This is a genomic window from Arthrobacter sp. SPT-J7 (genome assembly GCF_059089965.1).
Genome location: NZ_JBNHFF010000093.1, coordinates 1 through 11,995 on the forward strand (window position 1 = coordinate 1; position 11,995 = coordinate 11,995).

The window sequence follows — 11,995 nt, forward strand, 5'->3', positions numbered from 1 at the left end:
TCGCCTCGGCGCCGGTCCGTTCAACAGCGCTTCAGCACGTTAGCGGCGAGTGTCAGCGGCGCTGGTCCGGGTCGACGCCGTGGCCGTCGGCCTCGATGTGCTCCTTGCGGACTTCCTCGTTGATGGTGACGTTGTCCTGGACAACGTCTTTGTCCAAGCGGACGCGCTCTACCGGAACCGCCTCCTTCTGCACCACGGGGCGTTCCTCGTGCAGGACTACCTCGTGTTCTTCCTCGCTGATGTCAGGACCATCAAGGGCCGCGCCGCGGTTGGCGTCCGTGATGGGCTCCCGCTCCAGGCGGACCTCTTCGCGCTGCACGGGAATTGTCTTGGTGACGTTTTCCGTGGTGACGTACTTGCGGAGCCTGGCCCGGCCTGCAGCTTCACGCTCGGTACCGACGCGGAGCTGTTCCTCGGAGCGGGTCATGGCGTCATCGGTGGTGGGCCCGGAGGTGTCGTGGCCCACGGTGTCGCGGTCGGAAGCGTAGCCCGCGGTGCCGGTGCCGGATGCGTAGCCGGAGGTACCGGCACCGGGAGTGCCGGCGTTCAGGTCTGCGTCGCCCTGCAGGTCCACATTGCCACTCGTGTCATCGCCACCGGTGTCGCGGCGGGTCTCGGAGTAGCTCTGGGCGCCGCGGTCGTAGTAGCTGTACAGGCGGTCCTCTTCCTCGGGGGTGAGGTGCCCGTCGACGTCCACGCGTGGAGCGTCCTTGACGTGGTCCTTGCTGTACGGAACCACCAGGTCGTCGCCTTGGCTGTGGGCTCCCTCAACAGGGACAAAGGACTGCGACGTGCCGAAAAGCCCCGTCTTGACGGTGACCCAGGTGGGCTCGCCCGTGTCGTCGTCCGCGTACAGCTGGCCGATCGAGCCGATCTTCTCGCCATCGGAACCGACGACGTTGCCGCCCTTGTTGAGCAGGCTTTCAATATTTTCCCGGTTGAGCATGACGTCTCCTTGGATGTGTCGTTGCGCTGGGCTTAGCTAGCCATGGATGTTCCGGCACCGGTTGCCCCGGCCCCGGCCTCCACCCCCTTTGCTGAAGGCTTTCCGCTAGCTGCCCCCATACCGTAAGCATGCTTAGCATCAAAAGGGAAGCCTACTTAGTACTTTTTCTTCGCACCGAAACGCCCAAACCGGCGCTGACGAGCCTCTTTGCCCAAAAAAAATTCAGGACTTTTCCCGGAGCGACACGTGCCGGTGCTCGATGCCCAGCAGGGACGCGGCAGCTCGGAGGTCGGCCGCGCGGTGCCCAAGGCACAGGGCCCAATGGTGGCCGGTTCCGGTCTGGCTCCAGCGATCCACCCAGAGGCCGGGGTCGCCACCGAAATTTACGCGCGATGTGGTGTTGCCGATGGCCAGCAGCGGCCCTGGCACCACGTCCCCTTCCGATGTCACGAAAACGTAGCTGCCGTCCGGGTCCTGGCCGAGACCAAGAGTGGTTACCGGTCCGGGCTGGACGTCAAACTCCACTGAAACTCCCCAGCCGCGCTTGCCGTGATAGACGCCAAGACCGCGCAGGAGAGGCTCCTTGGAAGAGACGGCCAAGTGGGCAGGGCCGTCATGCCCCATTTCCACCACGTTATCGACGAAGTTCAATGCCTGGATTTCAGTGAAGGAACCGCCGGCGCCGATGGCTTGGACAGCCAGCATGGCGATGGAGGTCCGCAGCTCGTACTCCCCGGCCATGGGGATACCGCGCGCCGTCAGGATGGAGGACCCCAGGATCATTCCGGCGCCGAGCCGCTCGTGCTGTTCTCCCGCCAGCCCCCGGTGGTAGTAGGCCACCGAGTCCAGGTCGAAGTCCTCCACCAACCGGTCCAGGCCCACGGAGACCCTGGCACCCCAGGCAAAGTCGTCGTCGTTGACAGACGCATCCAGCACAAACAGCTCCCGCGCCAGCGTGAGCCGTTCGGACACCTCGGCGTCGGTCACATCCTTCACGCGCTCGCGCAGGTCGTCAAACTCGAGCACTTCAACGTGTGATCCGAAAGTAGTGGAAACCGTTGTCAGGTCGGTGGCGACGTCCAGCATGCCCGGATAGAGGTGGCCCATCAGGCCGTGCCGAGCATTCCGGAGCCTGGCGCGGACGCCTGCAGCGTGTACCCACTGGTTAATCCGATCCCAGGCGGATTCCTGCTTCAAGTGCCCGGAGACGGACCGGAAGTCGATTCCCGCCCGGCGGAAGACATTTGCCACCTCCGGCACCGGGCATTGGCCGCAGTAGGCGAGCCAGGCGCCCGTATCAAAGTTCTCGTGGTCCATTGCTTCGGTGGGCTGGAGGTCGATGACCAGCACTGGGCTTCCGGAGCGCTGGGCCACCGGCAAAACCATCGAGGAGGTCAGGTAGGTGGCGAGGAAGATGACGATCAGGTCGCAGTCAGCCTGCCGAAGTTTCTCCCCCGCCTTAACGGCCTGGGGGGCATCGGAAATGAATCCCGCATCCACGACTTCCGCGTCCAGCTCCTTGAAGCGCGCCGTGACGTACCGGGCGGATTCCTGCAACTGCGGCAAAAGCCCAGGGAACTGGGGCCAGTAGGCTCCGAGTCCTCCTGATACCAACCCGATCCGGGTGGGCCGCCGCCGGTGGGGCTCCAGTAAAGCAGCAGCATTCCTCTTGGTGGGCGGCATAACAACCTTCCCTTCCGCTGACTTCAGGCAGCGCGGTGCACGGAAGGCCGGGCGGGCCGGAGGAGCCCGCCCGGTCCGGGCACGGCAGCGCTAGAAGTTGTACTGGTCGATGTTCTGGGCGTTGAAGACGGTTGGCGGGCCAACAATAACGACGCCGCCTTCTTCGATGGTCCGGTCACCCAGTTCCCCTGCCGTGAAGGTGTCACCCGCGGCACCGGTGATCTTGCCCTCCACAAGGGCCTTGCCGGCGAACGCCGCGACGTAGCCGAGCTGGGCGGGATCCCAAAGGGCGAACTCCTTCACCGTCCCGTCCTTCACGAACGGACGCATCTCGTTAGGCAGCCCCAACCCGGTGAGCGCAACCTTGCCCTTGTACGCCGAGGTGGAGAGGTACCGGGCGGTGGCGGCGATACCCACGGTGGTGGGCGAAATGATGCCCTTCAGGTTCGGGTGTGCCTGCAGCAGGCCCTGGGCTTCCTGGAACGACTTGGTGTCATCATCGTCGCCATAAACCTTGGCCACCAGCTTGATGTCCTTGTACGCAGGGTTGGAGGCCAGATCCTCCTCCATGAACTTGATCCATTCGTTCTGGTTGGTGGCGTTCGCCGTGGCGGACAGGATGGCGATTTCACCCGATCCGCCGATCTGATCGGCGATGAGCTTCGTCTGGATCAGGGCCACTTCCTTGGCCACCACCTGGCTGATGAACACGTCGCGGCAGTCGGGGTTGGCGTCGGAGTCGAAAGCGACGATCTTGGCACCCGCGGAGCGCGCCTCACCCAGGGCGGTGCAGACGGCGTCGGGATCGTTGGCGGCGATGACGATGACGTTGGTCCCCGCCTGGGTTTCGGCGTTGATGAACGAGACCTGGCTGGACGCCGACGCTTCGAGCGGCCCAACCACCTGGGAGGAGGCGAAGCCAGCCTCCTGGGCACCGTCCTTGCCGCCACCCAGGACGACGTCGGTGTAAGGGTTGTTCAGCTGCTTGGGGATGAACGTGATTTTCTGCTCCTCCACCGCGGCGGAGGTGCCCCCCGTTGTTCCACCACCGCCGCTGCACGCGGTCAGGGCCAGCGCCGTGGCGGCCGTGATGGCCACCAACGGCGCGAAGCGGGCGCGCCTGCCGTTGCTTTTTCGGTTCAACATCATTGTTTTTCCTTTTCCCTTGTGTGGTCGGTTTAGGGTGCGCCTTGGCTGAAGCTCTGCCGGACCCGGCGGGTGTGCCGCCATTCCCGGACGGCGGCACCGATGCTGGGTGCCACCACTGAGAAAATGAGCAGCAGGCCGGTCACGGTGATGAGGACGACGTCGGACACCCGTCCCAGGCGCAGGGCGTAGTTCAGGCTGCCGATCAACAGCACACCCGCAACCACGCCGGGGATGGTGCCTTTGCCGCCAAAGATCGAGACGCCGCCGAGGAGCACGGCAGCGATAACGGCCAGTTCCAGCCCGGAGGCGTTGTCGCTCCGGGCACTGGTATAACGCAGCGTCCAGTAGATCCCGGCCAGGGCTGACACTGCGCCGGAGCCCAGGTACAGCCAGAATTTGCTCCGCGACACGTTGATGCCCACGAAGTTGGCCGCCTCCTTGCTGTAGCCCATCGCGTACAGCCCGCGCCCAAAGGGCGTGAAATGGAGCAGCACTCCGAAAAACACCATGATGAGTACGACGCCGATCATCACTGTGGGGATGCCGGTGGCGCCGAGCTTGGAGGTAAAGAAGGCTGTCAGCGGCTTGGGGAAGTTGGCTACCGCGTTGTCCCCGATGACCACCAGGGCCAGGCCCCGGAAGAGCGCCAGCGTACCGATGGTGACCGCCAGTGAGGGCAAGCCAAGGACGGCAATAAGGAAGCCGTTGAACATGCCGGCAGCTATACCCGCCAGAAGGCAAAGGGCCAGCACAAGCCAGATGTCCAGCCCGGCCGCCCAAAGCACGCCCATCAACGCGCTCGTCAGCCCAGCGATGCTCGCCACCGACAGGTCGATTTCTCCTGTGACGATGATGAGCGTCATTGGCATCGCGATCAGCAGGACGGGGATGACATCCAGGAGCAGGAATCCGGTGGTCACGGGTGACGCGAAGCGCGGGATGGCGATGGCGGCATACATCAGGAACGCCAACAGGACGTAGATGGTAACGGCGTCACGGCTGGCCAGGATGCGGGCAGCCCCCGTCTTTCCTTTCGGCTCGCTGGCCAGCGGCGCCGTGCTGTCGGCTACCGGCACCGCGGCGGGAGTGCTGCTGGGAGTGGTGATTTCAGACATTCCGCGCCTCGCTTATCCGCAGTTTCCGGGCCGTCCGCAGGCTGGCCAGGCGGTCAATGACGATGGCCGTGAGGATCAGGATGCCCACGATGGCCTGCTGCCAGAACTTGTCTACCCGAAGAGCGGTCAGGGAGCTGGTGATGGTGGTCAGCAGGAGGGCTCCGAGGGCGGCGCCGGCAACCGTCCCGCTGCCTCCGAAGATCGCCACTCCGCCCACCACGGCGGCGGCCACCACGTCGAGTTCCATTCCGGTCCCGGTGGTGGCGCCGACCGAGTTGAAACGGCTGGCGTAGAGCACTCCGGCCAGGCCGGCCAAGGCTCCGTTGGCGAGGAAGGCCAGGAACACGCGTTTGGACACTTTGATGCCGAGCACCCTCGCCGCGTCCGGGTCTGATCCTATGGCGTACAGGTCCCGCCCGGGACGGGTGCCGGCCATGTAGACCGCAACCGCTGCAACCACCGCAATGGCGAGCAGGGTGATGATGGGGAAGCCCAGCACGGTGTCCACGGACAGGGCCCCGAAGGCCTCCGGCCGGTCTCCTGCGAAGTACTGCTTCCCGCCGGCCCAGGCGTTGTTCAATCCGCGGAACACGTAAAGAGTGCCCAGGGTGATGACCAGGGCCGGCACCTTGGCCACTGTTACCAGAAATCCGTTGAACATCCCGAGCAAAGCCCCGAAGGCCATGCCCAGGAGCAGGACCGCCAGGATGGGAAGGTGGGGCATTGCGGCGAAGATCGAGCCCGTGCCGAAAGCTACCAGCCCCAGCATGGAACCGACGGACAAATCGATGTTCCGCGTGATGATGAGCAGGGTCTGCCCTGCCGCAAGGATCACAATGATGGTGGCGTTGAGGAGCAGGTCCTTGATTCCCTGCGGGGACAGGAACAGCGGGTTGTTCAGGAAGGTGATGAGCACCAGCAGCACCAGTGCAACCAGCACGGGAAGTTCGCGCAGCCGCAGCAGCGGGCCGAACCCGCCCCGGGCGCCGCCGGCGCGGGCCGCCGTCGTGCCTTTTTCCTCGTGTTTCAGCGTGGAACTCATTCCGTAACTCCTGCCGGGGACGTTGCCGCGTGCATCACGGATTCCGGGTCAGCATCCGCCCTGTCCAGCTCGGCGGTGATCCTGCCCTCCCTCATCACGAGGACGCGGTCTGCCATCCCCAGGACCTCCGGGAGCTCGGATGAGATCATCAGGATGGCGATGCCACGGCCGGCGAGGTCGGAGATGAGGCGGTGGACTTCGCTCTTGGTGCCGACGTCGATGCCGCGGGTGGGTTCGTCAATGATGAGCAGCTTCGGGTCCGTGGCCAGCCACTTAGCCAGCACCACCTTTTGCTGGTTGCCGCCGGAGAGGGTGGAGACGGCGTGCTCCTGGGAGCCGGCTTTGACCTGCAGCCGCTTGCTCCACTCGTTCGCCGCCGCGCGCTCTTTGCCGCCGTTGATCAGCCCGGCGGTCACGAATTTGTTCCGGAGCGTAAGCGTCACGTTCCGAGCCACGGACAGGTTCATCACCAGGCCCTGCTTGCGCCGGTCTTCCGGGACAAAGCCGAGGCCTGCGGCGATGGCGGCCTGGGGGTTCCGGGCTTTGAGTGGCTTGCCCTCCACCGATACAAAACCCGAATCGTAAGCGTCGATGCCAAATACTGCGCGGGCCACTTCGGTCCTGCCGGCGCCCACCAGGCCGGCGAGGGCAACAATTTCACCGGCACGGACCTCGAAACTGATGTCACGGAAAACCCCGGACCTGCTGAGCCCGTCAACCTTGAGGACGGTATGTCCGATGTCCGCCTCGGCTTTGGGGAAGAGCGATCCGATGTCCCGGCCCACCATTTCCCGGACGATCTTTTCCACGGTGACCTCGGCGGTCCGGTGGGTTGCGATGTAGCGTCCGTCCCGCATCACCGTGATCCGGTCGCAGAGGTCGAACACCTCATCGAAGCGGTGCGAGATGAACAGGATTCCGGTCCCTTTGTCCCGCAGGGCGCGGGCCACGGCAAAGAGCCGGTCCACCTCCACCCCGCTGAGCGCCGCAGTGGGCTCGTCCATGACCAGTACCTTGGCCTCCAGGGAAATGGCCTTGGCGATCTCGATGATCTGCTGGTCCGCGATGGATAGCCCCTCCGCCGCGCGGGACGGATCGATGGGGACGCCCAGCCGCTCGAACAGTTCACTGGCCTGCCGGCGCATCTCGGCACGGCTGATCAGCCGCGACCGTCCCTTCGGCTGCCGGCCAATGAAGATGTTTTCCGCCACCGTGAGGTCCGGGAACAAGGTTGGCTCCTGGTAGATCACGGAAATGCCGGCGGCCTTGCTCTCTGCCACACTGCGAAAGTGGACAGGTTCGCCGCTCAGCCTGAAGTCCCCGGAGTCCGGGTGGTAGAGGCCCGCGAGGATCTTCACGAGGGTGGACTTTCCGGCCCCGTTCTCCCCCACGAGCGCGTGGATTTCCCCGGCCCGGATCTCCACCGTGCCGTCTGCCAGGGCGACCACCGGGCCAAAGGTCTTGGCAGCGCCAGTCAGTGAGAGCACCGGCCCGCCCTGCCCGGTCCCGTGGCCGGGCCCGGGAATTTCACTGCGCTCATGCTGCATCAATGAACCGCGTCTCTGAGGTTTATGCTTCGCCAATGAATCGTTTCACAACATCCACGTGATTTGAATCATAAGTCCCGCTGAACAGCGCGGTCAATAGAATTACCGGGCCCCGGGGTATTCGTGATTGATCCGTGTTCAAGAGGTGCAGACCGGCATCCCGATGTTTCCCAAACCTTTCCCCCCGCGTCACATCCGGTCCCCCGCGCGGCAACGCCCGCCAACCACCGTGGAGGGGTGAGGATCGCAATTGTCGCTGAATCATTCCTGCCGCTGATGAACGGCGTAACGCATTCCATCCTGCGTGTGCTGGAGCATCTGGAGGACCGGGGCGACGACGTCCTGGTCATCGCACCCTCCACGCTGGACGGGGAAGCGCCGGACCGCGTCAGGGGCGCGGAGATCCACCGGCTGCCGGCGGTGCCCCTGGCCGGCTACACAAACGTCAGGGTGGCGATGGGTGGTGTGTACCGGGTCAAGCGAATCCTTGCCGACTACGCGCCGGACGTCGTCCACTTGGCCTCGCCGTTCGTCCTCGGCTGGCGGGCGGCCCAGGCGGCCCACCAGCTGGGCATCCCTACCGTGGCCATCTACCAGACAGAAGTTCCCAGTTACGCGGCGCGGTACGGTGTGCCCTTTCTGGAGAACTGGGCCTGGAACCGCGTGGAAAACATCCACCTGCTCGCCACGCGCACCCTGGTGCCGTCCACGTTCGCGCTGAACCAGTTGCGCGGCCGCGGCATCCCGAGGGTGCAGATGTGGCGCCGGGGCGTGGACACTGCACGGTTTTCGCCGGAAAAGCGCGACGACGGGTGGCGGGCCGCCGTAGCTCCCGGTGGTGAGCGGATCATCGGCTACGTGGGCCGGCTGGCCGTGGAGAAGCAGGTGGAGGACCTGGCTGCCCTGGCCGGTGTGCCCAACACCAAACTGATAATTGTGGGCGACGGACCGCAGCGGGCGGCACTGGAGGAAGCCCTGCCGGCCGCAGTCTTCACCGGGTTCCTGGGCGGCGAGGAACTGGCACGCGCCGTCGCCTCGTTTGACCTGTTCGTCCACCCCGGCGAGTTCGAGACATTCTGCCAGACCATCCAGGAGGCCATGGCATCGGGCGTGCCGGTGGTGGCAACGGGCCGCGGCGGGCCCCTGGACCTGGTGGAGAACTCGCGGACAGGCTGGCTGTACGAACCGGGGGACCTGTCCGGCATGCGCGCCCGGGTCCTGGACCTGATGGGCGACGACGCCAAGCGCCGCGCGTTCGCGGCAGCGGCCCACGCCTCGGTGCAGGACAGGACGTGGCCTGCACTCTGTGAACAACTGGTCAGGCATTACCACTCGGTGATCATTGGTGGGCAGGTGGTTGCGCTGGGCCCACGCCCGCCGGCTTCCCTGGCCGAGCCGAGGTTAGGGCGCGGGTGGGGACAGTGAAAATCTCTGTCATCGGCTGCGGCTACCTTGGCGCGGTCCACGCCGCCACGCTGGCGTCCATGGGCCACACAGTGGTGGGCATCGACGTCGACGCCGGCAAGGTGGAGCAGCTGTCACGCGGTGTGGCCCCCTTCCACGAACCCGGGTTGGACGAACTGCTGCAGGACGGGCTGGCCACCGGCAGGCTTACCTTCGCCACCACAACGGCTGCCGCCAAGGGCGCGCAGGTGCACTTCCTGTGCGTGGGCACGCCCCAGCACAAAACGTCCGACGCCGCCGACCTCACCTACCTGGTCTCCGCCGCGCGGGCCCTGCTGCCGCACCTGGCGGCGGGCGCCGTCGTCGTCGGAAAATCCACCGTGCCGGTGGGCACGGTGGACATGCTTCACGGTTTGCTGGCCGCACGGCCCGACGTGGAGCTGGGCTGGAACCCCGAGTTCCTTAGGCAAGGCACCGCAGTCAAGGACTCGTTGGTGCCGGACCGGCTGGTCTACGGCGTGGAAGGCGGCCGCACCGCCGCGTTCAACCTCCGGAACGGAGCGCCCCTCGGAGTGACGGCCGCCCTGGACGCGGTGTACGAGCCGCTGCTCGCCGCCGGGATTCCCCGCCTGGTCTGCAACTTCGCCACTGCGGAACTCATCAAATCGGCAGCAAACGCCTACCTGGCAACCAAAGTCAGCTTCATCAACGCCATGGCCGAGCTGTGCGACGCTTCCGGCGCGGACGTTGCCGAACTGAGCGAGGCAATGGGGATGGACCCCCGGATCGGCGGGCGCTACCTGCACGCGGGGCTGGGATTCGGTGGCGGCTGCCTGCCCAAGGACATCCGCAGCTTCCGGTCGCAGGCATCAGCCCTCCGCGTCGCTGCCGTGGAGGACTGGATGCGGCTGGTGGACTCCGTCAACCTGGGCCAGCGCGGGCGGACCGTTTCCCTTGCCGCTGAACTCTGCGGCGGCAGCCTGGCAGGGCGCTCCCTTACGGTGTTGGGTGCGTCCTTCAAACCGGACACGGACGACATCCGGGATTCCCCCGCCCTTGACGTTGCCGACCGCTTGGCCGCTGCCGGTGCGCATGTGACCGTCACGGATCCCAAGGCGGTGAACCACGCCTGGCGCCGCTATCCCCGCCTCCGGTTCGAGGCCTCCACTGAACGGGCGCTCGAGGGCGCGGAGCTGGTTTTGCTCCTCACCGAGTGGGACGAGTACCGCCGCCTTTCCCCCACGGTTGCCGGCGGGCTGGTACGACGGCGGGTGGTGCTGGACGCGCGCAACGCGCTGGACGCCACGGCTTGGCAGGCTGAGGGTTGGCTGGTGCGTGGCCTCGGGACAGGAAGCACCGAACATCAGGCGTTGGAGAGGGCACTCCCCCAGGCCTAGACAGAAAGGAGTGCCAGTTCAGGAGGGAGGACTAGTTCAGGAGGCCGAGCTCGGCGAAGGCGAGCGCCACTCCGTTTCCGGAAGGACCAGCCGTAGTGCGGTCAGCGACCGCCAGCACAGCCGGGTGCCCGCCTTCCACTGCGATGCCCACGCCCGCGTACTCAAGCATCTCGATGTCGTTGGCGCTGTCTCCGATGGCCACGATGTCCACACGGTCGAGGCCGAGGTGCGCCTCCACCACCTGGATGCCTACAGCCTTGTGGGTCCCGGCCATAAAGATTTCGCCGGCCCTGTCGCCCAGGGCGGAAAGCGAACTGGGGATCAATCCAACCTGCGGCCCGAGCCCGTCAACCAGCTGCTGCAGCGGCACCGGCGAATCGAAGCAGGATATTTTGGCGTACGACGTGGAGCGCAGGTCATCGCGGTACTGCATGGGGCCCAGGATGTCTTCGAGGGGATCCACATCGGTGCTGAGGATTCCGTCGTGCTGCGGGCGTCCGGCGAAAATAGGTCCAAGCACCTCCCGCAGCCTCCGGTCCACGCCCGTGCGGCCGTGCAAGGCCTCGGGTGCTTCCAGGATGTAGGCAGCGTCATGCGCGTCCAGCGCCTCGACAATCCTCGCGGCCAGATCCGGCTCGAAGCGCGTGTCCTTCAAGATCTCTCCCCCGAACTCTACGCGGGCACCGGCTCCGGTGATGCTGCCGTCGAAACCTGCTTCCAGGATGTGGACGGGGACCATCGAGAGGGGCCGGCCCGTGCAGACGAAGACCAGGTGCCCCAGCCGTCGGGCGGTGCGGACGGCTTCCACATGGGCTTCCGGGGCCAGCCCGTGGTCAGCGTAGGTGCCGTCGATATCAAGGAAGATGGCGCGTGGCCGGACGGTTTGCTGGCTGGACATGCCGGATCTCCTGGGTAGATGGCGGGACAGTCAACTCTATCGAAGAGCGTTCCCTCCGCTAAAAGAGCCTGCATTCCCGCCGGCCAAACTGACAGCCATCCCGTGATAAACAAAGTCTTGAAGTGTAGTAAGCACACTGCTTGAATTATGGAACCGGAAATGGGGGCCCGGCACAACTTAACTGATTAAGGAGTGACAACATGGGCATTCTAGGATTTCTCATTTTGGGCCTGATCGCCGGAGCTATTGCAAAGGCCATCCTGCCGGGCCGTCAGGGCGGAGGATGGCTGATGACGCTGGTCCTCGGGGTTGTCGGCGCTATTCTGGGCGGCTGGATCGGCTCCCTGATCTTCGGTGGCGGGCTGGCTGAATTCTTCGATATCCGCACCTGGCTCCTGGCAATTCTGGGCGCCATTATCGTACTGCTTGTTTACGGGGCAGTCACCAACCGCAGCCATCGCGGGGTGTAGCCACCACCAAGTTTTGTAAGGGCAGGCGTCGCTCTCCGCACGCGGAGGACGGCGCTTTTGCTTGCCCGCCTGCCGAGGGCGCTCAGCGGCAAAACTTTTTTGTTTCAGAAACTGCTTCCGCCGGACCCATCAATTTCCCGACCGGCACCTAATGATGTGCGAGGGGGGACATGGCTGATTCTCTTTCGGGGCAAGCCGGGAAGAATTGCCGGGACGGAACCATCAGGCGCTGCTAGCGGAGGGTTTCAGCGGCGGCGAGGGGTTCCTGTTCTCCCTGCCGGAGCCAGGCTCGCACCTGGAGTACGCCCTGCACCAGGCGGAGGAAGCCTTTTACGCTCTCAAGG

At 65.3% G+C, this 11,995-nt stretch carries 10 protein-coding genes; 3 read left to right on the forward strand and 7 right to left on the reverse strand.

Going from position 1 to position 11,995, the window contains the following annotated elements; translation table 11 throughout:
- Positions 1–52: 52 nt before the first annotated feature.
- From AC5RWX_RS24615 to AC5RWX_RS24640, 6 genes are all read right to left on the reverse strand, one after another.
- The gene (locus tag AC5RWX_RS24615) at positions 53–946 is read right to left on the reverse strand and encodes a PRC and DUF2382 domain-containing protein (protein WP_494098907.1); all 894 of its coding nucleotides are present in this window, start codon (positions 944–946) and stop codon (positions 53–55) included.
- A 222-nt stretch (positions 947–1,168) separates the two neighbouring features.
- Positions 1,169–2,512: an arabinose isomerase gene (locus tag AC5RWX_RS24620; protein WP_494098908.1), complete on the reverse strand. Its 1,344-nt coding sequence runs from the start codon at positions 2,510–2,512 to the stop codon at positions 1,169–1,171.
- A 207-nt stretch (positions 2,513–2,719) separates the two neighbouring features.
- A complete protein-coding gene (rhaS, locus tag AC5RWX_RS24625) occupies positions 2,720–3,778 on the reverse strand; it encodes a rhamnose ABC transporter substrate-binding protein (protein WP_494098909.1) in 1,059 nt (352 codons plus the stop codon).
- Positions 3,779–3,807: 29 nt separating this feature from the next.
- Positions 3,808–4,893, reverse strand: coding sequence for an ABC transporter permease (locus AC5RWX_RS24630; protein ID WP_494098910.1), 1,086 nt, complete (start codon positions 4,891–4,893; stop codon positions 3,808–3,810).
- A complete protein-coding gene (locus AC5RWX_RS24635; RefSeq protein ID WP_494098911.1) occupies positions 4,886–5,935 on the reverse strand; it encodes an ABC transporter permease in 1,050 nt (349 codons plus the stop codon). The genes AC5RWX_RS24630 and AC5RWX_RS24635 overlap by 8 nt, the downstream gene beginning before the upstream one ends.
- Positions 5,932–7,482 (reverse strand): sugar ABC transporter ATP-binding protein, encoded by a 1,551-nt coding sequence (locus AC5RWX_RS24640; RefSeq protein WP_494098912.1) that lies wholly within the window; start codon positions 7,480–7,482, stop codon positions 5,932–5,934. Before AC5RWX_RS24640 ends, AC5RWX_RS24635 begins: the two co-directional genes overlap by 4 nt.
- 237 nt (positions 7,483–7,719) lie before the next feature.
- Here AC5RWX_RS24640 and AC5RWX_RS24645 point away from each other — a divergent pair, with 237 nt between their 5' ends.
- Together AC5RWX_RS24645 and AC5RWX_RS24650 are read left to right on the forward strand one after the other, a co-directional pair.
- Positions 7,720–8,907, forward strand: a complete 1,188-nt coding sequence (locus tag AC5RWX_RS24645) for a glycosyltransferase family 4 protein (protein ID WP_494098913.1) — start codon at positions 7,720–7,722, stop codon at positions 8,905–8,907.
- Positions 8,904–10,283, forward strand: coding sequence for a UDP-glucose dehydrogenase family protein (locus AC5RWX_RS24650; protein WP_494098914.1), 1,380 nt, complete (start codon positions 8,904–8,906; stop codon positions 10,281–10,283). Before AC5RWX_RS24645 ends, AC5RWX_RS24650 begins: the two co-directional genes overlap by 4 nt.
- A 31-nt stretch (positions 10,284–10,314) precedes the next feature.
- On the opposite strand, the gene AC5RWX_RS24655 is transcribed toward AC5RWX_RS24650, so the two are convergent.
- Complete coding sequence (locus tag AC5RWX_RS24655; protein ID WP_494098915.1) at positions 10,315–11,181, reverse strand: HAD hydrolase family protein; 867 nt, start codon at positions 11,179–11,181, stop codon at positions 10,315–10,317.
- Positions 11,182–11,381: 200 nt separating this feature from the next.
- Between AC5RWX_RS24655 and AC5RWX_RS24660 the strand changes: the two genes are divergently transcribed.
- Entirely contained in the window at positions 11,382–11,651 is a 270-nt protein-coding gene (locus tag AC5RWX_RS24660; RefSeq protein WP_494098916.1) for a GlsB/YeaQ/YmgE family stress response membrane protein, read from the forward strand.
- Positions 11,652–11,995: the final 344 nt, after the last annotated feature.

What these genes read in the sequence shown, in the direction of transcription:
- AC5RWX_RS24615 (WP_494098907.1), bottom strand. Translation starts at nt 946, where the DNA reads ATGCTCAACCGGGAAAATATTGAAAGCCTGCTCAACAAGGGCGGCAAC.
- rhaS (WP_494098909.1), bottom strand. Translation starts at nt 3,778, where the DNA reads ATGATGTTGAACCGAAAAAGCAACGGCAGGCGCGCCCGCTTCGCGCCG.
- AC5RWX_RS24630 (WP_494098910.1), bottom strand. Translation starts at nt 4,893, where the DNA reads ATGTCTGAAATCACCACTCCCAGCAGCACTCCCGCCGCGGTGCCGGTA.
- AC5RWX_RS24635 (WP_494098911.1), bottom strand. Translation starts at nt 5,935, where the DNA reads ATGAGTTCCACGCTGAAACACGAGGAAAAAGGCACGACGGCGGCCCGC.
- AC5RWX_RS24640 (WP_494098912.1), bottom strand. Translation starts at nt 7,482, where the DNA reads ATGCAGCATGAGCGCAGTGAAATTCCCGGGCCCGGCCACGGGACCGGG.
- AC5RWX_RS24655 (WP_494098915.1), bottom strand. Translation starts at nt 11,181, where the DNA reads ATGTCCAGCCAGCAAACCGTCCGGCCACGCGCCATCTTCCTTGATATC.
- AC5RWX_RS24660 (WP_494098916.1), top strand. Translation starts at nt 11,382, where the DNA reads ATGGGCATTCTAGGATTTCTCATTTTGGGCCTGATCGCCGGAGCTATT.